This is a genomic window from Pantoea sp. JZ2 (assembly GCF_035191405.1).
Classification (GTDB): Bacteria; Pseudomonadota; Gammaproteobacteria; order Enterobacterales; family Enterobacteriaceae; genus Pantoea; species Pantoea stewartii.
The window spans coordinates 1,753,161-1,777,356 of record NZ_CP045247.1 but is presented as its reverse complement, the minus strand read 5'-3'; the positions used below and the strand labels follow the sequence as shown (position 1 = coordinate 1,777,356).

Here is a 24,196-nt window from a genome sequence, read left to right as displayed (position 1 = left end):
AGTACTGTAAGACGTTGCCATCATAGTGATAGCAATGTTAATTAACTGTGAATACAATCACAGATTGAAAACGGTTACATCGCGGAATCGCCTGAATTAGTGACGGACTCCACACTTTGCTTTTGCGCGACGGAATGGCGGCGAACGAGGGTGGGCATAAAGATATGTTTCGCCGTAGTGTCAAGACAGCCTGCCGCGCCCTGCAGGGCCAGTTCAGTGGCAAGTTTTGCCATAGAAACAATAGGATAACGGACTGTGGTAAGTTGAGGATCGGTGTACCGCGAAACCGGAATATCATCGAAGCCGACGACAGAAAAATGGTGCGGTACCTGAATGCCATTGTCTTTCAGAGCGGTAAGGGCACCGGCCGCCATCCCATCGTTATAGGCGAAAATGGCGCTGAGATTCAGATTGCGTCCCAGCAGTTCCACCATTGCGGCTTCGCCCCCTTGCATATCCGGCTCTGCGCTGGCTATCCAGCTTTCCTGTGGGCGAATTCCCTGCTCTGCCAGCGCCTGTAACCAGCCTTCACGCCGTTGATCCACATCTTCAATGGGATGACTGGAACAGAGATAGCCGATGCGGGAATGCCCCTGTTGCAGCAACATGCGTGAGGCCATTAAGGCCCCGGTCACATTATCCAGACTGACGCAACGGGCCTCATAACCCGGTATGCTGCGGTTGATAACCACCATACCTGGCACCTGACTCATAAAGCCCGCCAGCTCTGCGTCTGAAAGCGTTTTCGCATGGACCACCAGCGCATTGCACCGTTGCCGTATCAACACTTCGATAGCGTGACGCTCTTTTTCTTCCTGATGCCAGGAGTTGCTGATCAGTACATGTTTCTGGACGCGCTGTGCCACGGTATCCACCGCTTTAACCAGCGCGCCAAAAAAGGGATCGGAGACATCCATGACGACGACGCCGATTGTATCGCTCACCTGGGTTGCCAGCGCCTGAGCATTGGCATTTGGGCGATAGCCCAGAGCGTCAACCGCCTGTAACACGACGTCACGTGTCTCAGCGGTGACCGCGCTGCTGTTATTTAGTACGCGCGAGACAGTCGCTACGGACACGCCCGCCTGACGCGCAACATCTCGAATGGTTATCATGCAGCACTTCCAGAGAGAAAAGGCATTACGCCGGTTATGGCACCGGCGCTATTCTGTCAGGGAAGTGCACGGGACAGCGTGAATTGCGTCACACCAATGAAAACGGTTACATACAATTCTGCAACCTTTGTGATGACCGTCATTATCTTTCTGAGGATGACGTGGGGTGGGGCGTGGCAAGAAAGCGTGTCAGACGACGCCAGATCCATTCCACCGGCCCCTGCGGGAAATAGCGTAGCCACAGCACGGAAAACAGCAGGTTAATACACCATATGCCTGGCACCATCATGACCAGTTGCCCGCGCGTAAAGTGCATAAAAAGCCCGAAGCGGTAGAACAGCGTAGTGCCGATCAGGGACTGCAGCAGATAGTTACTGAGCGCCATACGGCCCACGCACTGGATAGCATAACTCATCCGCCAGCGCTGAATGGCTGGCCAAAATCCAAAGCAGAGTGCGGCATAGCCGATACTGATTAACGGGCTGGCAAGATCACGCGGCAGTTGTAAATAGAACGCACTCCAGCGTGCATCCCAGTCCACAAACCATTGCGCGGCCACACCTGCCGTCGCTATCCCCAGCCCAATCGGCAGTAACATCCGCGCAACGCGCCGGTAATGGGACACGGGAAACGTTCCTTTCAGCCAGCCGCTACGTAACAAGGCCGCGCCCAGCAGCATCAGTCCGGCCAGTTGCCAGCCATACTGCGCCACCAGTGCCATTAAACTGGAGGAGAGGTTATCCAGGCGGATGCGTACCGCCGCCAGCCCGCCGTTGACCTTCCAGAACTGTTCATACTGAATCTCTGCGGCGCCGGGCAACCACGAGCGTGAGGGCTCGGCGCTGCTAATCAGGGCAAAGATCAGCAACAGCGCACAGCCCACCAGATAAAGTAAAACCCCGGTATTGATTAGCCCACGCGTGGACGGTGCATCGCGCAGCATCCGCCAGACGATCAGGCCGATAATGCCGTAATCCAGCAGGATATCGCCTTCCCAGATAAAAATGCTGTGAAGAAACCCCAGCAGCACCAGTAATGACAGACGGGCGGAAAGCCAGCGACTTCCGCGCGGCAGCTGCAGTTGCAACCCCGCGCCAAACAGCAGCGCAAAGAGCGTCAGAAATTTAAGCTGCGCGAAGATATCGGACAGCGCCCATGTCCAGGCATCAGACAAGGTGACGCTGCCCTGCCACGCAGGATTGAGATAGGCCGCAGAAGGTAAGCCAAAACCAATAATATTCAGCAACAGGATGCCGAGAATGGCACAGCCGCGAATAAAATCCAGCGCAAGGTAGCGTTGCATAGCGGCTCCTGACGGACCCGGCAGGCGCATCTGCGCCCACCTGTCGATATTAACTGTGGCGCACCGCGCGCAGAAATTCCTGACGGGTATTCTGGCTGGATTTAAACAGACCGCCCAGGGAAGTGGTCGTGGTGGCACTGGTGGCATCCTTCACACCGCGTGCTTTTACACAGTAGTGGACGGCATCAATGGAAACAGCAACGTTATTGGTGCCTAACAATGTTTGCAGCGCCAGCAGCACCTGCTGAGTCAGACGCTCCTGCACCTGAGGTCGCTGGGCAAAAAACTGCACGATGCGGTTAATTTTGGACAAACCAATCACTTTGTCTTTGGGAATATAGGCGACGGTGGCTTTGCCATCGATAATCACAAAGTGATGTTCACAGGTGCTGGTCAGCGTAATGTCGCGTACCGTGACCATCTCGTCCACCTTCATCTTGTTTTCGATAAGGGTGATTTTGGGGAAATTGGCGTAATCGAGACCGGAAAAGACCTCATCGACATACATTTTGGCAATGCGGTGCGGGGTTTCCATCAGGCTGTCATCTTCAAGATCCAGATTCAGCAGCTGCATGATTTCCGTCATATGGCCTGCAATCAGGCTTTTGCGCGTTTCATCGTCCATTTCACGCGTGGGTGCACGCAGCGGCGTTTCCAGCCCACGCGCCAGCAGCGCTTCGTGAACCAGTGCAGCTTCCTGACTTAAGGTACTCATCTTACTCTTCTCCGGCAGGTGTTGCGCCCGCAGTCTGTTACCTGCGGGTCATATTACTGAGCGCGTATTGTGAGACTTTCTGTGCAGGGAATCCAGCAATCAATCTGATTGGAGATGAAAGCTTTTCACGCGACCCGCCGCCACACTAACAGGCCCGCCCAGACCAGACTGGCGCCTGCTACCCATAACGCAGGCTCAAGGTGGTGCAGAAACAGGGTTGAAAGCGAGGAAAGTAAGGGGCCAGCCAGTTGCCCAATCGCATAGCCGGTGGTCAGTAAGCCCGCCATATAGCGCGTATGCTGCGGAGCCAGTTCACGCGCGCAAAGCAGCGACAACTGCACGACACTCAAAAAGCCCCCGCCCACCAGCAGCGCACCGAGTAACAAACCACCGAACCCCGGCAACAAGGCGGCCGCCAGCACGCCCAGCGCCTGGGCCCAGAGCGTGATGGCCAGGCGGGCATGCGCCTGCCCCATTCGACGCGTCACAATACCGATGACGATGCCCAGCATCGCCGCCCCGCCAAATACCGGCCAGACCAGCTGCGCCAGCGCACTGCCCGGAAAACGGGCTGCCGCCATTTGCGACAAAAAGGTGGCAGGCAAAATATAGCCAAACCCCGCCAGGCTGTAGCTCAGGACCAGCCGCCGCAGGTTGGGCGTCAGCGTCAGCGGCGCTGGTACCTGCCCTGCCCGGTGCAGCGCCCCCGTACGCGGCAGGTTGCGGCAGATAGCCGCCACCAGCACGGCGGCCAGCACAGCGTAAATGCCCCACGCCAGCGTCACAGAGACCTGTAAACTGTGTAAGATGACCGCCAGCAGGCCGCTGATGAAAATGCCAGCGCCGGGACCGGCAAAGACCGCCGCCGACAGACCAGTACGACCGTGATGATGCAGTTGCTCATTGCTCCACGCGGCCACCAGCACCATGGCCCAGCCGCTGGCCCAGCCAATCACAAAGCGAATGATCCCGTGCAGCCAGGGGCCACCGGCATAGGCTGACAACGCGGTTAACACCACCGCGCCCCAAACCCCCAGATGCAGCCGCCACTCCACACGCTGCTGCGCGCGCATCGCGTCAAAGGAACCGCACAGGTAACCCAGATAGTTTAATGCTGCGACCACACTGGCACTGGTCAGGGTTAACTGATCAGCCTGAATCAGTAAAGGCACCTGGGGCGTAAACGCAAAACGGCCGATGCCCATGACGACAAACAAAGTCAAAAACGCACTTATCGCGACGCGAAATGCCATTGGGCACCTCAGTTTTTTTAAATTGAAACTTGCGTACAGCATGAACGATGCTTAGAATCACGAAAAGTGAATAATATTAACCAACTTGTTTACAGGAAGAGAACACATGGATTTAGTCCAGCTACGTATGTTCTGTTCCGTGGCAGAGAGCGGTTCTCTTGCCCGTGCTGCGGAACAACTGCATCGGGTGCCTTCTAACCTCACCACGCGCCTGCGCCAGTTGGAAGAGGAACTGGGTGCCGATCTGTTCATTCGGGAAAAACAGCGCATTCGCTTATCCCCGATGGGCCATAATTTTCTTAACTATGCGCAGCGCATTCTGGCCCTGAGCGATGAAGCCTTAAGTATGGCGCGCACCGGTAAGCCTGGCGGGAATTTTGCGCTGGGCTCGATGGAAAGTACGGCGGCAACGCGCCTGCCTGGCCTGCTGGCTGCCTATCATCAGCGTTTTCCGGCGGTCGCCTTATCGCTGATCACTGGCACCTCCGGTGAAATTATCGATCGGGTTCGCGAAGGAACACTGGCCGCGGCGTTGGTAGACGGGCCGGTTCAGCACGACGATCTGAATGGCTGTATTGCGTTCCGTGAAGAGATGGTGCTCATCACTGACCTTGACCACATCCCGGTGACGAGCGCACGCGATACTCAGGAAGATACGTTGTTTGCGTTCCGCAACAGCTGCTCTTACCGGGTGAAACTGGAAGCCTGGTATCGCGACAGCCAGGCCGCGCCAAACAGCGTCATGGAGATTCAGTCTTATCATGCCATGCTGGCCTGTGTCGCAGGCGGTGCAGGCGTGGCGATGATTCCGGCGTCGGTCCTGAAACAGATGCCAGAGCGCGCACGGGTTCAGGTACACAGCCTGCCGGCGAAGTATCGTGATACTGCGACCTGGCTGATGTGGCGACGGGACGCCTTTACGCCCAATGTTGAGGCACTCAAGTACCTCATTATCGAACAATTTCACGATCGTCCGCTCAACGATGAGCTGATGCATCCTTTACAGGCGGCGGAATAAGATTTCCGCGCTATTTTTAATGAATCACGACCATCCAGACGCCATAACGCGTCACAATCTGACTGGAAGAGGGATTGCATGAACATGATCAAAACCCGTGCCGCTGTCGCCTGGGCCGCTGGCGAACCACTGAAAATTGAAGAAGTGGATTTAATGCCGCCGCAAAAAGGGGAAGTGCTGGTCCGTATCGTTGCCACTGGCGTTTGTCATACGGATGCTTATACGCTGTCAGGTAGCGATCCGGAAGGCGTGTTCCCGGCGATTCTGGGTCACGAAGGCGGCGGTATCGTTGAAGCGGTCGGCGAAGGCGTCACCAGCGTGGAAGTGGGCGATCATGTTATCCCGCTTTACACGCCGGAATGTGGTAAATGTAAGTTCTGTCTGTCAGGCAAAACCAATCTGTGCCAGGCCATCCGCACTACGCAAGGTAAAGGCCTGATGCCTGACGGCACGACGCGTTTCTTTAAAGACGGTAAACCCATTTTTCACTATATGGGCACGTCAACCTTCTCCGAATATACCGTCGTCCCGGAAATCTCTCTGGCTAAAATCAGTAAAGAAGCGCCACTGGAAGAAGTGTGCCTGCTGGGCTGCGGCGTAACCACCGGTATGGGCGCAGTGATGAACACCGCTAAAGTTAAAGAAGGCGATACCGTTGCCATCTTTGGTCTGGGCGGCATTGGTTTGTCAGCGATTATCGGCGCGAAAATGGCGAAGGCCGGCCGCATCATTGGTATTGATATCAATACCAGCAAATTCGACCTGGCCCGTAAACTTGGTGCGACCAATCTGATCAACCCTAAGGATTACGATAAACCTATCCAGGACGTGATTGTTGAACTCACCGACGGCGGCGTGGATTTCTCCTTTGAATGTATCGGTAACGTCAACGTGATGCGTTCTGCCCTGGAGTGCTGCCATAAAGGCTGGGGCGAGTCGGTGATCATCGGCGTCGCCGGTGCAGGCCAGGAAATCTCTACGCGTCCGTTCCAGTTAGTCACAGGGCGCGTCTGGCGTGGCTCTGCGTTTGGTGGCGTAAAAGGTCGCTCGCAGCTGCCTGGGATTGTGCAGGATTACCTCGATGGTAAATTTGCGTTGAACGACTTCATCACGCATACCATGCCGCTGGAAGAGATAAATGACGCCTTTGATTTGATGCACGAAGGGAAGTCGATCCGCTCCGTCGTTCACTTCAATAAGTAATCGGGGGCGCTATGACATCTTCTCTTGAGTTACTGGAAGAACACCGTATTTTTGGCGGCTGGCAGCAGCGCTGGCGTCATCCCTCTCAGGTGCTGAACTGCCCGATGACGTTCAGCATCTATTTGCCCCGTCCGCGCGGGGATTCGCCCCCGCCGGTGGTGTGGTTTCTGGCAGGCCTGACCTGCAATGACGAAAACTTTACCACCAAAGCGGGTGCGCAGCGCGTCGCCGCTGAACTGGGGCTGGTGCTGATCATGCCCGATACCAGCCCGCGCGGTGAGGCAGTGGCCAATGACGAGGGCTATGATCTGGGCCAGGGCGCGGGCTTTTATCTCAATGCGACGCAGCAGCCCTGGGCGAGCCACTATCGGATGTTCGACTACCTTAGTGAGGAGCTGCCTGCGCTGATTGCCGATAACTTTAAGGTCAGTGAACGTCAGTCGATCATGGGGCACTCTATGGGCGGACACGGCGCGCTGATGCTGGCGTTACGCCTGGCAAACCGCTTTGCCTCCGCCTCCGCCTTTGCGCCGATTGTGAATCCCGCCGATGTGCCCTGGGGACAAAAGGCGTTCACCGCTTATCTGGGAGAGGATCGCCAGGCCTGGCGGGCATACGACAGCTGTCAGCTGATGCGCGAGGTTCAGCATCGCCTGCCGTTATTGATCGATCAGGGCGACAGCGATCAGTTTTTGGCGGATCAGCTTCAGCCGGAGCGATTAGAGACAGTGGCGCAGGAGATGGATTTCCCGTTAACTCTGCGTATTCAGCCAGGCTACGATCACAGTTACTTCTTTATCGCCAGCTTCGTGGAAGATCATCTGCGCTTTCATGCGCAGCACTTGTTGGTGGGATAACACAACCGGGGATGGCGTGCGCCATCCCCGTTTTTTTACATCAGCCCTTCCCGGACTAATCCGTCAATCATGACCTGCGGCATTCCGCGGGAACAGTGCTCAATGCGGCCCTGCACGCCATAAACCTGCGCCAGCGTATTGGGTGTGATCACGCTATCCGGTGCGCCTTCTGCGATTAACCGTCCCGCTTTGAGCATCAGCGCATGCTGCGCGTGACGTAAAGCGATATTGATATCGTGGACCACGACCACCGTCACCATATTGCGCAGCGCCGTCTCACGCCGCACTAAATCCATAACGTGGAACTGGTAGTTTAAATCCAGCGCACTCAGCGGTTCATCCAGCAGTAACAGCGCAGGCCGACGAATCAACGACTGGGCCAGACCAACAAGCTGCTTTTGTCCACCCGAGAGCTGATCCAGATACCGCATTGCCAGATGGGCAATGCCCAGTTGATCCAGCAGTCTCATGACATCGGCTTCACTGGCGGGACTGTGCATGCCCGATGACGCACGCTGCGCGACGATAATGGACTCCAGCACATGCAGATGCACCCCCGCAGGCAACGATTGCGGCAGGTACACAACCTGTCTGGCCCGGCGGGCAAAGGGCTGAGTCATCAGATCTTCGCCGTTTAACCACAGTTCGCCCTGCCCTTTATTCAGCCCGGCCAGCGCACGCAGTAAGGTGGATTTACCGCAGCCGTTCGGTCCCAGCAGGACCGTGATTTCGCCACGCGGTAACGGCTCGACGTGAAGGTTATCAATGACCTGACGTTTAGGATAACCGGTGGTGAAGCCGCGCAGGCGTAATCCCTGTTCCATTACACATGCCCTCGGTGACGCAAAATGATACTCAGGAAAAACGGCACCCCAATGAGCGAGGTCACAATCCCCACCGGGATGATGGCTCCGGGAATCAGGTTTTTGGAAGCCACTGAGGCCAGCGACAGTACAAGGGCACCGGTCAGCGCACTGGCCGGTAGATAGAAGCGATGATCTTCGCCGAACATCATGCGGGCGATATGCGGTGCGACCAGGCCAATAAAACCAATCGGGCCGACAAAGGCGACCGCTAAGGCGGATAGCACACTAATACGCAGCAAAGTCGCCAGGCGCAGACGGCGCACGTCGATACCAAAACTCACGGCCCGGTCTTCCCCCAGGCGCAGTGCGGTCAGTTTCCAGCTACTGAGCAGGGAAAACGGCACCAACAGCACAAAAGCCGCGCTCAGTACGCCCAGTTTTTCCCAGGACGCACGCGCCAGGCTGCCCATGGTCCAGAACACCAGCCCCTGTAACGTATCTTCACTGGCGATAAACTGCATCATCGACACCAGCGCATTAAAGGTAAACACCAGGGCAATACCAAATAATACCACGCCAGATGACGAGACCTGCGTCCAGCGCGTAATGCCGTCCAGCATTAAGGCGGCCAGCAGAGCAAAGATAAACGCATTGGCTGAGATAAACCACTGACCGGAGATCCCCGGAATCCCCACGCCTAAAATAATGGCCAGTGCGGCACCGAACGCCGCCGCCGAGGAAACGCCCAGCGTAAACGGACTGGCAAGCGGGTTATTAAGGATGGTTTGCATTTCTGCGCCGGCAAGGCCCAGTGCAAGGCCGACCACGATGGCCATGAGCGCATAAGGCAGGCGGATATCCCAGACAATGACGCGCGTGCCTGCATCAACGCTCTCGGGTGAGAGCAGCGTGTGCCACAACGTCGATAGCGAAAGTCCGGCCGGGCCGAGCGTAAAGTCCAGAACCAGTGACGCAAGGATCGCCACCAGCAACGCCCCTATCCAGAACAGGCGGCGGCGCAAAACCTGATGATAATTTTTCAGTATGGGCTGATGGCCTGCTTCAGCACCAATCAACGATGATTCCGTTGTCATGGTTCAATCCAGTAATGGCTCCAAAATTAAAAACGCAGCCACAATAGTGCAGGTGATAATAATTATCAATTCATGGAATGTTAATAGTGATGACGTAACGTAAAAGCGCACGGCGTTTACCGTGCGCTTTTAACCCGTTATGAGCGGGGAAATTCCATCTCACTGTATTTCACAATGCGTCCGCCCCGCACCAGCCTGTAACCCAGCCAGATCAGCAGGAACAAGGGCAGGCCAATATAGGTCGCTGCAACGCTGTACCAGTCAATGGTGTCCTGCAGGAAGGCCTGGTAATTCTGACCGAGCGTAATAATCAGACAGAGTACAAAGGCAAAAATGGGCCCCAGTGGGAAGAAGCCTGAGCGGTACGGCAAGTCGCTCAGATCGCGCCCCTGAGCCACATAACCGCGACGGAAACGATAGTAACTGATGGCAATCCCTAACCAGGCGATAAAGCCTGTCATCCCGGAGGTATTCAGCAGCCAGAGATAGACTTCCTGATTACCAAATTTTGAGGTTAAAAAGCACAAACCCGCGACGACGGTGGTGGCCCATAACGCATTACGCGGTACGCCGCCTTTTGACAGCCGGGCAAAAATGCGCGGCGCTTTACCTTCACACGCCAGGTTATACAACATGCGCGTTGAGGCATACATCCCGGAGTTACCCGCCGACAGTACCGCCGTTAAAATCACCGCGTTCATGACCGCCGCCGCAGACAGCAGGCCGGCATTCTGGAACACCAGGGTAAACGGACTCACGCTGATATCTTTAATATCATTGTGCAGCAGTTGCGGATCGGTATAGGGCAGAATCAGACTGATAATCAGAATGGCCAGCACATAAAACAGCAGGATGCGCCAGAACACCTGACGCACGGCGCGCGGAATGTTTTTCGCCGGATCTTCAGATTCACCCGCCGCTATGCCGATGAGTTCAGTCCCCTGGAAAGAAAAGCCGACAATCATTGCAACACCGATCATCGCCGCGAAGCCTCCGGCAAACGGCGCATCGCCTACCTGCCAGTTATGCCAGCCTGCATTTTCCGCGCCACGCATAATGCCCACAATCATCAACACGCCCACCACGATAAAGATCACGACGGTGGCGACTTTGATCAAGGAGAACCAGTATTCGGTCTCGCCAAAGCCTTTGACTGAAATGTAATTGATCAGGAACATCAGGCTCAGGAACAGTGCGCTCCAGATCCAGCCCGGCGTGTCGGGAAACCAGTAATTCATAACCAGTTGCGATGCCACCAGGTCGACAGCAATGGTGACCGCCCAGTTGTACCAGTAATTCCAGCCCAGGGCGAAACCAAAGCCCTCTTCCACGTATTTGGCACCGTAGGTGGCGAAGGAGCCGGAAACCGGCATAAACGCGGCCAGTTCGCCGAGGCTGGTCATCAGGAAATAGACCATTAAGCCAATTAAGGCATATGAGAGTAATGCCCCGCCGGGGCCAGCTTGAGAGATGGTGGCACCGGATGCCACAAACAGACCTGTACCGATTGATCCGCCAATGGCGATCATGGTGAGATGGCGTGCTTTTAGATCGCGTCGTAACGCAGGTTGTTGTGTTGTATTTGTGTCATTATGCATGTGTAAACATTACGCTGGGTAAAAATAAGGCGCGATTGTAGCAGCAAAGGCCACGCTGTATAGCGAATGCTACGCTGTTATTAGTTACCTTCATGATTGGCGCGAAATTATTAGCGGCGCCGCCTGTTTCCCTGAAATTCAAGGGGTTGAACCGCTGATTAAACCACCATTCATCGGGCGTTTACGTTTCCCGGCAGTACGATAAAAACCGCGACAGGGCCTTTGAGATGTGTTTTCGTCGATGGTGGATGCGATAAAGCGTGCGCGTCAGATTCGGCAAAGGCGTTTTCAGCTCAATCAGCGTCCCGGCGCTCAACTGCTCGGCAATCACACGACGTGATAAGCAACTGATGCCCATACCGTGCCGCACGGCATGCTTTATCGCTTCGGAGTTACCCAGCTCCATGCCCAACTGAAATGTCGGCAAATGGGACAACAGCAGATAATCGACAATCTCGCGCGTACCTGAGCCGCGCTCGCGGAGAATCCAGGTGGCCTCAGCCAGCGAGGTCAGCGTGACGGGCTGCTGCAAAATGGCGGCGTCCGGTGCGGCAAAGACCACCAGTTCATCTTCCAGCCAGGGCTCGCTGACCAGTTCTGTCATATGGCACGGCCCCTCAATTAATCCCACATCGACGCGAAAATCGGAAACGGCTGTGATCACGTCCTGACTGTTTCCCACGCTCAGCTCTAAAGGCAACGTGGGGAAATCACGGCGGTAACCGGCAATCATCCCCGGCAGCAGATAATTCCCGATGGTGCTGCTGGCATAAATACGAATAGCCCCGTTATCTTCTTTGAATAACTGTTCGATTTCTGTGGCCTGTTCGAGCAGGCCAACGGCACGGGGATAAAGTAACCGGCCATGTTCGTTGAGCACTAGCCGCTTTCCTACCCGATCGAAAAGCTGCACACCTAACTGGTTTTCCAGATCAGCCAGGGCGGCACTGACAGCAGACTGGGAGAGCGCCAGCACCTGAGAAGCCTGGGTGGTAGAGCCACTTTTAAGCACCTCGGTAAACACTTCAATTTGTCGCAGGGTAATATGCATGAAAACTCCGGAATCACTTAGCGCGCGACAAGGTAAACGATCAGGGCGATCCACAGCAGAAAAATCACACCCAGTACACCCAATACTTTTTTACCGCGTGCACGCTGTTGCTGCGCACGCGCGACGCTGCGGGCCCGAACCTCGCGCGGCAGCATTTTCAGCAGTAACATGACACCGGCAGGGATAATGACGGCATCGTCTACTAGTCCCACAACCGGGATAACATCCGGAATCAAATCGATCGGACTTATGCCGTACGCCAGCAACCCGGCGGCCAGGCCTTTACACCACAGCGGTGTTTGAGGATCGCGACAGGCAAAGGCGAGCGTCAGCACATCGCGTTTGATGAGCGTGATTAAGCGTTTCAGTCGTGCAAACAGCATAGTTCCTGCCTTATCACTTATATCGGTAGATTATAAATATATAATCAATTTCACTTTTAACAAGCCCCGCATGATGATGAGCGCTCAACCAGGAGCGTAATCATGGCAGACATCACCCTCTCAAAAAATCCTTTCGTTCAGCAGTGGCTACCCGGCCTGTTGTTATGCGGCCTGATCGCCAGCGTGACTGCCGCTGTGGCCCAGGTGCCAGGCATCGCTCGTCTGGGTCTGGGATCATTAACTCTGGCGATTATGCTGGGCATCATCGTCGGTAACAGCGTTTATTCTCCTCTTGCCGGCCAGTGTGACGCGGGCGTACAGCTGGCAAAACAAAAACTGCTCAGGCTCGGTGTGATTCTGTTTGGCTTTCGCATCACCTTGCAGCAAATCACCGACGTGGGATTAAGCGGCCTGCTGATTGATGTGCTGACCCTGAGCAGTACGTTCTTTGTGACCTGCCTGCTGGGCCGACGTCTGCTGAAGCTTGACCGCGAAACTGTATGGTTAATTGGTGCAGGCAGCAGCATCTGTGGCGCCGCGGCGGTGCTGGCCACGGAACCGGTGGTCAAAGCGGCGCCGTCAAAAGTGGCCGTTGCCGTCGCTACGGTGGTGCTGTTTGGTACCCTGGCGATTTTTATTTATCCCGTTTTGTGGCCCCTGGTGCATGACTTTTTTCCCCGTGTCACGCTGACGCAGTTTGGCATTTTTACCGGTTCAACCATTCATGAGGTGGCGCAGGTCGTTGCTGCCGGCCACAGCATTGCGCCCGAAACCGAAAACAGCGCCGTTATCGCGAAAATGCTGCGCGTCATGCTGCTGGCACCGTTTTTACTGTTGCTGAGCGGCGTCCTGCGACGTGAGCAGGCAGAACAGCAGAGCGCAAAGCCGGTGACGTTTCCATGGTTTGCCCTGATGTTTGTCGTTGTCGCCTTGTTCAACTCGCTGCACTGGCTGCCGGCCGGATGGGTGAATATGTTCAACACGCTGGGAGGAATATTGCTGACCATGGCAATGGCGGCACTGGGTCTGACTACCCGTTTCACTGCCCTGCGTGCAGCGGGCTATAAACCTGTCCTGTTGGGGGCACTGGTCTTTGGCTGGCTGGTGCTGGGCGGCGGCACGATTAACCTGCTGGTTCAGCGTTTTATCGCGTAAGGCACGTTCATGTCTTTATTAAACCGGCCGCATGCAGGCCGGTTAGCCCGTTTGCTCGCGTGCTGAAGGTGTTCATCTCATCCAGCGTTGCGAGAAGCGTCGTAAATTAAGTCATTGTTATTAGGTAAGATCCCCCCGTAGCTCTATTGTAGACCGGTGATTTTTACGAGCCGGAACTGATGAAGAGAACGTCCCCAACACCGACACCTTACGACGCGCTGTTCCGACAGTTTCTGACCGAGCCGGACGTGGCGCGGGATTTTATGGCGATCCACCTGCCACAAGCGTTGCGCGCCCTGTGCGATCTGACCACGCTTAAGCTGGAATCGGGTTCTTTTATCGAGGACGACCTGCGGCAGTACTATAGCGATGTGCTGTACAGCGTGAAAACCGCGTCCGGCGAAGGCTATATCCACGTCCTTATTGAACACCAGTCTGGTCCGGATAAACACATGGCCTTCAGGTTAATGCGCTATGCGGTGGCCGCCATGCATCGCCATCTGCAAGCCGGACATCAAACGCTGCCGTTAGTCATTCCCGTCTTGTTCTATACCGGTAAACGTAGCCCCTATCCCTATTCTCTCTGCTGGCTGGATGGCTTTGCGTTACCGGATCAGGCGGGCAAACTTTACACGGCGGCTTTCCCTTTGGTTGACGTAACGCGTATCCCTGACGACGAGATCCTGCACCACCGCCGTATGGCCGCCTTAACGTTACTTCAGAAGCACATCCATCAGCGTAATCTGACCGTGATGCTTGACAGGCTGGTGGCTATTCTCACAAATGAATATCTCTCTTCATCACAGGTTATCTCGCTGGTAAACTACATGGTGCAGGCGGGCGAGGTGTCGGATGCGCACGCCTTAATCCATAAGCTGGCACAGCGGGTGCCGCAACACGGAGACGCACTGATGACCATTGCAGAACAGCTGGAACAAAAAGGGATTGAGAAAGGCAGAAAGGAAGAAGCGCTGAAGATTGCCCGGGTCATGTTAACTAACGGCTTTGACCGCCCTACCGTCATCAAAATGACCGGCCTGAGCGAAAAAGATATCGCGCAACTCCGCCACTGACAGGTTTGCCCAACCTTTTTAGTCCCCGCATCATTCTGTTGCAGACGCTCGCCAGCTCGCCATGCTGGCAGCCTGTCCTTTCTGACGCCGCTCTGTTCTGCGGGGCAGCAGATATTATCCTGTCGCGCTGCTGTTTGCCTGCCTAATCCGGGTGTAAAAATTTCCGCCGCGCTGCGTTTTGCCCCAGTGTCATCGTGTATCATGCCGTTCAGACTGAGTTGAACCCTTCAGGAGAACGGCATGAAGTATATTGGCGCGCACGTCAGCGCATCGGGTGGTGTGGATCAGGCAGTGATCCGCGCGCATGAACTGGAAGCCACGGCGTTTGCGCTGTTCACCAAAAATCAGCGCCAGTGGAAAGCCGCCCCGCTCTCGGATGAGACTATTGCTGCCTTTCGCGCTGCCTGCGAGAAATACCACTTTTCATCAGATCAGATTCTGCCTCATGACAGCTATCTGATTAATCTGGGGCATCCGGTTATGGAAGCCCTGCAGAAATCCCGCGATGCCTTCGTGGATGAAATGCAGCGTGCAGAGCAACTGGGCCTGACACTGTTAAATTTTCATCCGGGTAGCCATTTACAGCAGATTGACGAGCTGACCTGTTTAAAACGTATCGCTGAGTCCATCAATATCGCACTGGATCAGACCCGCAACGTCACCGCCGTGATTGAAAACACCGCCGGACAGGGCAGTAATCTGGGCTTTCGCTTTGAGCATCTCGCGACCATTATCGAACACGTTGAAGATAAATCTCGCGTAGGTGTTTGTATTGATACCTGCCATGCTTTCGCCGGCGGATATGACCTGTGCAGCGAAGCAGCCTGTACTGAAACCTTTGCCGAGTTTGATCGCATAGTCGGATTTAATTATCTGCGTGGCATGCACCTGAATGATGCCAAAAGTACGCTGGGCAGCCGGGTTGACCGTCACCACAGCCTGGGAGAAGGCAATATCGGTAAAACCGTATTTAGCTGGATAATGAAGGATTCGCGCTTCGATGGTATTCCGCTGATTCTGGAGACCATCAATCCGGATATCTGGAAAGATGAAATAGCCTGGCTCAAATCAGAGCAACGTTAAAAAAAGGAGCCTGGCGGCTCCTTTTTCCTTTTAAGATCAGGCTTTCGCCAGTTCTTCTTCCGGGCGTTTCAGCACCGCATACCCTAATCCGGCAATGGCTGTGCCGATAACAATCGACAGCAGGTAACCCAGTACCGGGGTAATTGCACCTGGAATCAACAGCACGAACAGGCCGCCGTGCGGTGCCATCAGTTTGGCACCAATCGCCATAGAAGTGGCACCGGTCACCGCACCGCCGACGATACAGCATGGCAGGACGCGCATGGGGTCACGAGCGGCAAACGGAATCGCACCTTCTGAGATAAAGCACAGGCCCAGAACCAGCGCGGCTTTACCTCCTTCCTGCTGACCTTTATTGAATTTACGACGGGCAACCAGCGTCGCCAGCCCCATTGCCAGCGGTGGCACCATACCCGCAGCCATAATGGCGGCCATCGGTGCATAGGTTTGTGAACTCAGCAGACCGACACCGAAAGCGTAGGCAACTTTGTTAACAGGACCACCCATGTCGGTACACATCATACCGCCGAGAATAGCACCCAGCAGGATAGCGTTAGCCGTTCCCATGTGAGCCAGCCAGCTGGTCAAACCGCTCATGATGCCCGCGACGGGTTTACCGACCACATAGATCATCAGCAAGCCGGTGATCAGGCTGGCAAACAGCGGAATAATCAGGATAGGTTTTAACGCTTCCATACTTTGTGGCAGCTTCACTTTGCCGCTAATGAGTTTGGCTGCATACCCCGCAATAAAGCCCGCGATGATGCCGCCAAGGAAGCCCGCGTTGATGCTGGTGGCGATCATCCCGCCAATCAGGCCCGGCGTCAGGCCCGGACGGTCCGCGATAGAGAACGCGATAAAACCCGCCAGTACCGGCACCATCAGGGCAAACGCGCTACCGCCACCGATTTGCATCAGCGCAGCCGCCAGCGTACCCGGCTCTTTAAACGCCGTAATACCAAACGCAAACGACAGCGCGATACTCAGACCACCAGCCACCACCATCGGCAGCATGTAAGACACGCCTGTTAACAGATGACGGTAAGCGCCTGCACCGCCCTCTTTTTTCTCTTCCTGATTGCTGTTTTGCGCGCCGGACGGTTTAAACGGCTTCGCTTCAGCAACGGCTTTATCCAGTTCCTGAGCGGTCTTCTTCAGCGCCAGGCCGGTTGAGGTACGGTACATCGGCTTACCCGCAAACTTCGCCAGGTCCACTTCGATATCCGCCGCCACGATCACCAGATCGGCCGCCGCCACTTCTTCTGGCGTAATCGCGTTACCTGCACCAACAGAGCCACGGGTTTCTACTTTTACCCACCAGCCGCGTTTGGTCGCTTCAGCCTGAATAGCTTCAGCCGCCATAAACGTATGTGCTACGCCCGTTGGACAGGCCGTTACGGCAACCACGCGTTTTGGTCCGTTAGCTGACGCTGTTGCAGGGGTTGCAGCCGGAGCGGCTGCGCGGGCCTGCCAGGGTTTCGCTTCGGCTTTCGCACGGTTCAGGAACTGTTCTGGCTCACTGACCGCCTGTTGAACATCGCCCAGCCAGACGGATTTTCCGTTCAGCGCAGCATCGTCAGGCACATGTTGACCGGTGACAATCACCAGTTCGGCTTCCGCCGGGTTTTCTGTTAGCGTCAAACCCGCCTGCGCAGCCGCAGCAGCCAGACGTTGTTTTGCCATGTAGGCAGAGGCCAGTCCTGTTGAAGGATCTTTTATCAGCAGCGTTTTCACTATCGCTCTCCTGCTGTTAGTTAACGGGTTGTAAGTCGACGCGCGCCATCATTGCGGCCAACTGGGTACGATCGGTAACGCCAACGTTGCTCTGGCTCACGGCCATCGCGGCTACCGCAGTAGCCAGACGTAACGTATGTTCACTGGATTCACGCATTAACAGGCCATAAATCAGGCCACCTACCATGGAGTCACCTGCCCCAACGGTGCTGACAACCTCGCACACCGGCGGTTTAGCAATCCATTCACCTGAGGCATTGACCCAAAGTGCGCCTTCTGCACCCAGAGAAATCACCACATGTGCAATGCCCTGCTCACGCAACTCGTGCGCTGCGTTAATCACATCCTGCAACGTAGGGAGTTTACGTCCCGCCCAGATTTCCAGCTCGCGACGGTTGGGTTTGACCAGCCATGGTGCGGCCTTCAGGCCTGCGACCAGCGCTTCACGGCTGCTGTCGAAGATAATGCAAGGGCAATGGGTGCGCAGTTCAGTCATCCAGCGGGTAAAGGCGTCAGGATCGACACCTTCCGGCAGGCTGCCGCTAACGCAAACCATGTCGAACTGACCCAGCCAGGTTAATGAATCGCTGGTAAAACGATCCCAGTCCTGCGCGGTCACCCTGAAGCCGGAAAAGTTGAGATCGGTGACGTCCCCGTTTTGCTCGGTGAGCTTGACGTTGATGCGGGTACGGCCATTGACCACCTGAAAGCGGTTAGCAATCCCCAATTCACTGAACAGCTGTTGGAAACCATCCTGGTTATCTTTCCCCAGAAAGCCCCCTACGGTGACATCAATCCCCAGATCTTTCAGCACCTTGGCAACATTGATGCCTTTACCGGCAGCATGCAATCCGGTGGTCTTCACCAGGTTCACTTCACCGCGCTCAATTTCAGGCGTATAGCCGACCAGGTCGTACGCAGGATTCAACGTGATAGTTGCCACACGTCTGGTCATGCTGCCCCCTCACCTAATCCGCTGTTGATCGCTTCTTCGATGGCATCTAATGCCTGCTGTGCATCATCACCACTGGCAGTGAAACGCAGGCGATGGCCTTTTTTCACGCCCAGCGCGACCACTTTCATCAGGCTGCGTCCGTTCGCCGGTTTGCCGCTGCCGTCGAGGTTCGTAATCGTGATCTCACTGTTAAACTGCTTGATAACGCTCACCAGTGCCGTACCCGGACGCGCATGTAAGCCATGCTCGTTGCGGATCGTGAATTCTGCAGTCAGTTGGTCCGCCTGCTCGTCGACTTCGCTGGTTAGCAGGGCATAAACACCTGCCGCATCCGCTTTTAATAAACGATCGGCCTTATTACTCTGCAGCAGAGCGCTGAGGTAGCCCAGCACGTCCAGAGGACGCTCATCAACGGCTGCCACGCTTATCAGCATGTTGACCGGTTCGCCCTTGTGCTCAAACGCGCTCGCTGCGCGGCTGACGGCTACGCCGCTTTGCAGATTGCCTTTACCGCTGTCACTGAGCCAGATGCCCTGTCCCAGACTCAGAGGATGGCGGGACACCACATCCGCGACATAGCTGGCATCAACCACGCCCGCCGCCTGTAAACGCCCGGCATTTAAGGCCTGCAACGTCATCAAATCACGTGCATTGACGTCGAGGGTAATCAGGGAGGTGTCAAAGCTGAACGCCGCGGGCTGCTTCTCACCCATCAGCAGCGCACGCAGATCTTCCGCTGAGGCCGTTTTAAGCTGTTCGGCAACAGAGTCATCACTCAGCACATGCGTAAGCTGACGTAACAAGGCCAGGTGTTCATCGGATTTGGCCGCAATACCAATCGCGACATAGGCGGTCTGATCGTCGCCCCAGGCAATGCCCTGCGGAAACTGAAAGACCTGCACGCCGGTTTTCAGCACCAGATCGCGCGTGTCGGTGGTGCCGTGAGGAATGGCAATACCATTACCCAAAAAGGTAGAGGTCTGCTGCTCACGTGCCAGTATACCGTTGACATAACCTTCCGCCACGTTACCTGCAGCAGTAAGTGCCGCCGCAACCTGACGAATCGCATCTTCTTTATTTTGGGCGCTGGCTCCGGTATGGATGGCCTGCAATTCGAGCTGGAACATAATTCTCCTCGCTTGCTGATTGAATCGTTTCAGCTTACTGGTGTCGAATCTTGCTGTTCGTGCCACTAAAGGCCGCTACAGCAACGCTGAAACGTTTCAAGAATTGTGCTGAACATGCGTGTCACTGGCAAGAAAATGCGTCAACGACGTAGCAGATCTTTGACGTTACGCACAATTCAGTGAGATCAGAGGATAATCTTAAAAAGCGTGCTGAAGTCTGGGTGACATGAGGTCGATTAACAGGAGGGGAATTTCAGCAACGTCAGCTCCTTGCCATTAATCGCATGCCTCGGCTCTGCTTCAGCGTCAGCAAACACTTTCACAAAGATACGAACAAATTCAGGACGCCATGCAGGCAGGGAGCGATTAACATGCACCAGAGGATAAATTATGCCGTCGACAATACAGCCAGAAATGCGGCGTTTTTAAACAGTGATGATGTCTCAAAAGACAACAAACGCAGCGAAGACGGGAACCTGCACCGGGGAAATCAGGGGGCGGTACTTTGCTCAAGGTGAATCAGATAATCCATCGCATAATGACGGTTACTACCGCACATCTCAACCGATGGCTGTAGTCCGGCGCACACTTTCGGACGCAGAGGCGATCCAAAAATTTTACAGAGGTTATTATCCGCAAGCTGAACGCACCGGGTATTAGCGGGTTTGCCCTGTGGCATTCCCGGAATGGGCGAGGAAATGCTCGGGGCAATACAACATGCGCCACAGTCTGTACGACATTCCATCTTTTACCTCCCCGAACCGCTAAAGCGCGCACGATAACAGAACGTGCCTTACCCTGACATCACCTTTACAGAGAAACAGGCCAGGCGCCGATCGCCGGTCATGCTGTGATGTCGCCTTTGCAACGCCAATGACGTCATGATCCATGATGTATACTGAGGTGGCTTTATCCTGTTAGTCGCCATCAGGCACAAAATTTTTCGCGCTGTCTTGCCTGTTCACGTCCGCGCGAGTAACGTTGCGCGCACAATCACTTTGACAGCGAGAACCGCAATGCCAAAAGCGAACGAAATCAAAAAAGGAATGGCCGTCACCCATAACGGCAAACTGCTGCTGGTGAAAGACATTGATGTCCAGAGCCCAAGCGCCCGGGGCGCGGCAACGCTTTATAAAATGCGCTTTACCGATGTGCGCACCGGCATGAAAGTAGAAGAACGCTTCAAAGGCGATGAAATTATTGATGCCATTTCGCTGAGCCGCCGCAGCGTCACCTTCTCTTATATTGATGGTGATGAATACGTCTTCATGGACGATGAAGATTACACGCCTTACGCCTTCAAAAAAGAGCAAATAGAAGAAGAACTGCTGTTTATCCCTGAAGGGGGCATTCCCGGTATCCAGGTGCTCACCATGGACGGACAGGTGCTGGCGCTTGAACTGCCTCAGACGGTTGACATGGAAATTGTGGACACCTCGCCCGGAATTAAAGGCGCGTCGGCCAGCGCACGCACTAAGCCTGCCGGGATGAGTACAGGCCTGGTCGTGCAGGTGCCCGAATATCTCAGTAACGGTGAGCGCATTCGCATCCATGTGGCAGAGCGCCGCTATATGGGACGCGCCGACTGATCAAGACTGGCGCGTGCGGCAGGCTAATATTGTTATACTATAACAATATTCGCATAATGCTTTGCAGGAGCCTCAGGCATGACACGTGTTAACCTCCTTACCGGATTTTTAGGCAGCGGAAAGACCACTACGTTGCTTCACCTGTTAGCGCATAAGCCCGCCGGGGAAAACTGGGCTGTACTGGTCAATGAATTCGGTGAGATAGGTATTGATGGCGCATTACTTGCCAACCGCGGCGCCACGCTAAAAGAGATTCCCGGCGGCTGTATGTGTTGCGTTAACGGACTGCCCATGCAGATTGGGTTGAACAGGCTGTTAAAGCAGACTAAACCCGACCGTTTATTAATCGAACCCACTGGACTCGGCCATCCCCGCCAGCTCCTGACCATGCTGACCTCGCCTGCCTATGAGCCCTGGCTCACGCTTCAGGCGACGCTGACGCTGCTGGATGCGCGCCAGCTTGCCGACCCACGTATCCTCAATAATGAAAACTTTCGCGATCAACTCCTCGCCGCCGACATCATCATTGGCAATAAACGCGATCGCTGGAGTGACCATGATAAGCAGCGCCTGGCACAATGGCGGACAGCGCATCAGGCCGATCGCCCGTTTGTGGCCACGGAATTTGGCCGTATCCCTCCGGCCTTACTGGACAAACCGCGAGGTGCGCCGCGTGACATTCCGCATCCTGCACATCACTCTCATTCAACGCCCCCGGGCAGTGGTATTGCGGCAATGCGTCTTGACGGGCAGAGCGCGTGGCGTCGGGCGCTCAATCAGGGCCAGGGTTATGTCGCCTGCGGCTGGCTTTTTGACAATGAAACGGTGTTTGACGCTCAGCCTCTGCTTGAATGGGCGAGGCTTGCCCCTGTAGATCGGGTCAAAGGCTTCCTGCGAATAAAGGAAGGCGCAGTCAGTATCAATCGTCAGGGGGAGGATTTTCATTATGCATTGCTGGACACAACGTCGCCAGACAGCCGTGTTGAGATGATTCATTCCGCACCTGCCGACTGGAATAGTTTACAATCCGCCTTGTTGAAGATTCGTTTAAGCTGACATGGTTATGGTCGGCGGTTATTTTTTTACTGGGGCAGATTTATGCACGCAACACGTCTTGTCACCATCCTCCTGCTTAATGCACTGGGGATGATGCTGTTTTTTTCTTGGTACTTACCGCCTCATCACGGGTTTTGGTTTGAAATTGATAAAGGGATTTTTTTCGCCTTCAATAATGAGATGGTTGCTCACCCGGCGTTTGCCCTGCTGGTTGCCATCACTAATTTTCGCGGCTTTGATGCCGTGTCCTTGCTGGCAATGGGCTTGCTCTATCTGTGGCTGTGGTACCGCGAAACGCCCACCGGTCGACGTCGTATGCTGGCCATTGGCATTACCATGCTTGTGACTGCGGTCGTTCTGAATCAGGCCGGCCATCTGTTGCCGGTCAAACACGCCAGCCCGACGCTGTTTTTTGACGGCGTGCATCGTGTCAGTGAGCTGACCGGCATTCCCGCTAAAGATGCGTCAAAGGACAGTTTTCCCGGCGATCATGGCATGATGCTGATGATCTTTGCGGCATTTATGTGGCGTTATTTTGGCTTTCGCCCGTTTTTAGTCGGCGTGGTTATTGTCGTTTTATTCGCTTTGCCGCGCGTGATGGCTGGCGCACACTGGTTTACGGATATTACGGTAGGTTCGCTTTCTGTGGTTCTGGTGGGATTGAGCTGGTGGTTATTAACACCGGCAAGTGATTATCTGGTTAATTGGTTTTATCACAAATTACCGGGCAAAAATAAACCCCAAGGGTAATTAATTAGCGAGGGCGGGTTAATGATTAAATTTTAAACCGCCCTTACTTATAAAAAACTTAAAGTAACAATTAGCACGCTAACAAAAAATCACGCTGAAGCCGATGATATTACTGGATTTATCCTGTCTGATGAAAGCCAGCCGCGCCGCCGCCCTCCCCGTAACCCGCACTATGCCTGGAATTAGCGTCTGTTTTCCCCTTTCATCCTGTTATTACACTTGCATTCCTGTTGATAAAGTGAACAAGTCATTTAAGTTTGATAAGTATCAAAAAAACCTATCAGAATTTGATTAAAAGCACTCGCCACGGCCTCGGGAATCGGTTAATCTCGGTCGCAGTGAGAAAGAAGTCGCGGTATTAAGCATTCTTTAACAGATAAATTGTGGTGATTTACACATTTTTATAATTAAAGCGTTGTCTTGTTCTGGCTGGCTTATTAATCTCATTCCGTTTTGTCATCTGGCTGGCGACAATCTTGTCGTAAGGACTTCGAAGGAAAACCCGAATAATGGTCAAGTCTCAACCAATACTGAGATATATCTGGCGGATAGCGCCCGCTCTGGCGCTGGCAACACTCCTCTCAGCTTGTAGCAGTACCCATAACGCAAAAATCGAGAATCATGAAGTTAACAACCAGAATGGTTTTTTACTTCAAGCGTCTCAGGATGAGTTCGAAGAGATGGTGCGTAATGTCGATGTTAAGACACGCATCATGGATCAATACGCGAGCTGGAAAGGTGTACGTTACCGTCTTGGCGGTGATACTAAACGCGGCATTGATTGTTCCGCTTTCGTACAGCGTACTTTTCGTGAACAATTTGGATTAGATCTTCCTCGTTCGACCTCCGAACAGCAGGGAACAGGGAAAGAAATCGCACGCAGCAGACTGCGCCCGGGTGACTTAGTCCTCTTCCGTGCAGGTTCCACCGGCCGTCATGTTGGTATCTATCTTGGCAACGACAACTTTGTTCATGCCTCGACCAGCAACGGCGTGATGATCTCCAGCCTTAATGAAGATTACTGGAAAAAACGTTATCGCGAAGCACGTCGGGTATTAAGTCGAAATCCGAGCTAGTGTAGAACGAACGTCCTCTCAGCCAGAGAAAAAAGAACGCTGCCTATGCAGCGTTTTTTTTTCTGAATCCAGCGAATCAACGTAAAAAAATACTTGTTTATCAAAATAATAACGAGACATTACTAACTGACTCGTTATATTCTCAAACGCGAAAATGTGTGCGATTGTGCATCATTTAGTTTTGTATTTTGATCAGGGGAAG

23 protein-coding genes are annotated in these 24,196 nt (G+C 54.5%); 10 read left to right on the top strand and 13 right to left on the bottom strand.

Features of this window, described 5'->3' with window-relative positions:
* Positions 1-74: 74 nt before the first annotated feature.
* The 4 genes from galS to GC087_RS08705 form a co-directional block, all read right to left on the bottom strand.
* On the bottom strand, positions 75-1,115 hold the full coding sequence (gene galS, locus GC087_RS08720) for an HTH-type transcriptional regulator GalS (RefSeq protein WP_058708421.1): 1,041 nt from the start codon (positions 1,113-1,115) through the stop codon (positions 75-77).
* A gap of 142 nt (positions 1,116-1,257) precedes the next feature.
* Positions 1,258-2,418: a DUF418 domain-containing protein YeiB gene (gene yeiB / locus GC087_RS08715; protein WP_324030308.1), complete on the bottom strand. Its 1,161-nt coding sequence runs from the start codon at positions 2,416-2,418 to the stop codon at positions 1,258-1,260.
* Between the two features lie 49 nt (positions 2,419-2,467).
* A complete protein-coding gene (gene folE / locus GC087_RS08710; RefSeq protein WP_006119934.1) occupies positions 2,468-3,133 on the bottom strand; it encodes a GTP cyclohydrolase I FolE in 666 nt (221 codons plus the stop codon).
* A gap of 125 nt (positions 3,134-3,258) precedes the next feature.
* On the bottom strand, positions 3,259-4,386 hold the full coding sequence (locus tag GC087_RS08705) for a YbfB/YjiJ family MFS transporter (RefSeq protein WP_324030307.1): 1,128 nt from the start codon (positions 4,384-4,386) through the stop codon (positions 3,259-3,261).
* Between the two features lie 106 nt (positions 4,387-4,492).
* On the opposite strand from GC087_RS08705, the gene ptrR reads away from it, so the two are divergent.
* From ptrR to fghA, 3 genes are all read left to right on the top strand, one after another.
* Entirely contained in the window at positions 4,493-5,404 is a 912-nt protein-coding gene (gene ptrR / locus GC087_RS08700; RefSeq protein ID WP_033740559.1) for a putrescine utilization regulator PtrR, read from the top strand.
* A 78-nt stretch (positions 5,405-5,482) separates the two neighbouring features.
* Positions 5,483-6,607 carry an S-(hydroxymethyl)glutathione dehydrogenase/class III alcohol dehydrogenase gene (locus tag GC087_RS08695; protein WP_324030306.1) on the top strand — a complete coding sequence of 375 codons (1,125 nt, stop codon included), beginning with the start codon at positions 5,483-5,485 and terminating at the stop codon, positions 6,605-6,607.
* Positions 6,608-6,618: 11 nt separating this feature from the next.
* Positions 6,619-7,464, top strand: a complete 846-nt coding sequence (gene fghA, locus GC087_RS08690; RefSeq protein ID WP_324030304.1) for an S-formylglutathione hydrolase — start codon at positions 6,619-6,621, stop codon at positions 7,462-7,464.
* A 35-nt stretch (positions 7,465-7,499) separates the two neighbouring features.
* On the opposite strand, the gene GC087_RS08685 is transcribed toward fghA, so the two are convergent.
* From GC087_RS08685 to GC087_RS08665, 5 genes are all read right to left on the bottom strand, one after another.
* The gene (locus GC087_RS08685; RefSeq protein ID WP_324030302.1) at positions 7,500-8,288 is read right to left on the bottom strand and encodes an ABC transporter ATP-binding protein; all 789 of its coding nucleotides are present in this window, start codon (positions 8,286-8,288) and stop codon (positions 7,500-7,502) included.
* Entirely contained in the window at positions 8,288-9,364 is a 1,077-nt protein-coding gene (locus tag GC087_RS08680) for a FecCD family ABC transporter permease (RefSeq protein ID WP_054633448.1), read from the bottom strand. The genes GC087_RS08685 and GC087_RS08680 overlap by 1 nt, the downstream gene beginning before the upstream one ends.
* A gap of 137 nt (positions 9,365-9,501) precedes the next feature.
* Positions 9,502-10,962: an amino acid permease gene (locus tag GC087_RS08675; RefSeq protein WP_324030300.1), complete on the bottom strand. Its 1,461-nt coding sequence runs from the start codon at positions 10,960-10,962 to the stop codon at positions 9,502-9,504.
* 181 nt (positions 10,963-11,143) lie between these two features.
* Positions 11,144-12,013 (bottom strand): DNA-binding transcriptional regulator YeiE, encoded by an 870-nt coding sequence (gene yieE, locus GC087_RS08670; protein ID WP_324030298.1) that lies wholly within the window; start codon positions 12,011-12,013, stop codon positions 11,144-11,146.
* Between the two features lie 17 nt (positions 12,014-12,030).
* The gene (locus tag GC087_RS08665) at positions 12,031-12,396 is read right to left on the bottom strand and encodes a YkvA family protein (protein WP_006119946.1); all 366 of its coding nucleotides are present in this window, start codon (positions 12,394-12,396) and stop codon (positions 12,031-12,033) included.
* A gap of 102 nt (positions 12,397-12,498) precedes the next feature.
* Here GC087_RS08665 and GC087_RS08660 point away from each other — a divergent pair, with 102 nt between their 5' ends.
* The 3 genes from GC087_RS08660 to nfo all read left to right on the top strand — a co-directional run bounded on the left by GC087_RS08660 (position 12,499) and on the right by nfo (position 15,707).
* Positions 12,499-13,551, top strand: coding sequence for a YeiH family protein (locus GC087_RS08660; protein ID WP_324021195.1), 1,053 nt, complete (start codon positions 12,499-12,501; stop codon positions 13,549-13,551).
* 179 nt (positions 13,552-13,730) lie between these two features.
* A complete protein-coding gene (locus GC087_RS08655) occupies positions 13,731-14,624 on the top strand; it encodes an Rpn family recombination-promoting nuclease/putative transposase (RefSeq protein WP_324030296.1) in 894 nt (297 codons plus the stop codon).
* A 240-nt stretch (positions 14,625-14,864) separates the two neighbouring features.
* Positions 14,865-15,707, top strand: a complete 843-nt coding sequence (nfo, locus tag GC087_RS08650; RefSeq protein WP_033740573.1) for a deoxyribonuclease IV — start codon at positions 14,865-14,867, stop codon at positions 15,705-15,707.
* Positions 15,708-15,743: 36 nt separating this feature from the next.
* Here nfo and fruA read toward each other — a convergent pair whose 3' ends face one another.
* The 4 genes from fruA to GC087_RS08630 form a co-directional block, all read right to left on the bottom strand.
* Positions 15,744-17,441, bottom strand: a complete 1,698-nt coding sequence (fruA, locus tag GC087_RS08645) for a PTS fructose transporter subunit IIBC (RefSeq protein ID WP_006119954.1) — start codon at positions 17,439-17,441, stop codon at positions 15,744-15,746.
* Between the two features lie 16 nt (positions 17,442-17,457).
* Positions 17,458-18,396: a 1-phosphofructokinase gene (gene fruK / locus GC087_RS08640; protein WP_006119955.1), complete on the bottom strand. Its 939-nt coding sequence runs from the start codon at positions 18,394-18,396 to the stop codon at positions 17,458-17,460.
* Positions 18,393-19,523 (bottom strand): fused PTS fructose transporter subunit IIA/HPr protein, encoded by a 1,131-nt coding sequence (fruB, locus tag GC087_RS08635; RefSeq protein ID WP_324030294.1) that lies wholly within the window; start codon positions 19,521-19,523, stop codon positions 18,393-18,395. The genes fruK and fruB overlap by 4 nt, the downstream gene beginning before the upstream one ends.
* Before the next feature lie 490 nt (positions 19,524-20,013).
* Positions 20,014-20,268: a YkgJ family cysteine cluster protein gene (locus tag GC087_RS08630; protein WP_006119957.1), complete on the bottom strand. Its 255-nt coding sequence runs from the start codon at positions 20,266-20,268 to the stop codon at positions 20,014-20,016.
* Positions 20,269-20,539: 271 nt separating this feature from the next.
* Between GC087_RS08630 and yeiP the strand changes: the two genes are divergently transcribed.
* The 4 genes from yeiP to mepS all read left to right on the top strand — a co-directional run bounded on the left by yeiP (position 20,540) and on the right by mepS (position 23,994).
* Complete coding sequence (yeiP, locus tag GC087_RS08625) at positions 20,540-21,112, top strand: elongation factor P-like protein YeiP (protein ID WP_006119958.1); 573 nt, start codon at positions 20,540-20,542, stop codon at positions 21,110-21,112.
* A 78-nt stretch (positions 21,113-21,190) separates the two neighbouring features.
* Complete coding sequence (locus GC087_RS08620) at positions 21,191-22,168, top strand: CobW family GTP-binding protein (protein WP_324030292.1); 978 nt, start codon at positions 21,191-21,193, stop codon at positions 22,166-22,168.
* Between the two features lie 42 nt (positions 22,169-22,210).
* Positions 22,211-22,918 carry a phosphatase PAP2 family protein gene (locus GC087_RS08615; protein WP_006119960.1) on the top strand — a complete coding sequence of 236 codons (708 nt, stop codon included), beginning with the start codon at positions 22,211-22,213 and terminating at the stop codon, positions 22,916-22,918.
* Positions 22,919-23,427: 509 nt separating this feature from the next.
* Complete coding sequence (gene mepS / locus GC087_RS08610) at positions 23,428-23,994, top strand: bifunctional murein DD-endopeptidase/murein LD-carboxypeptidase (protein WP_006119961.1); 567 nt, start codon at positions 23,428-23,430, stop codon at positions 23,992-23,994.
* Positions 23,995-24,196: the final 202 nt, after the last annotated feature.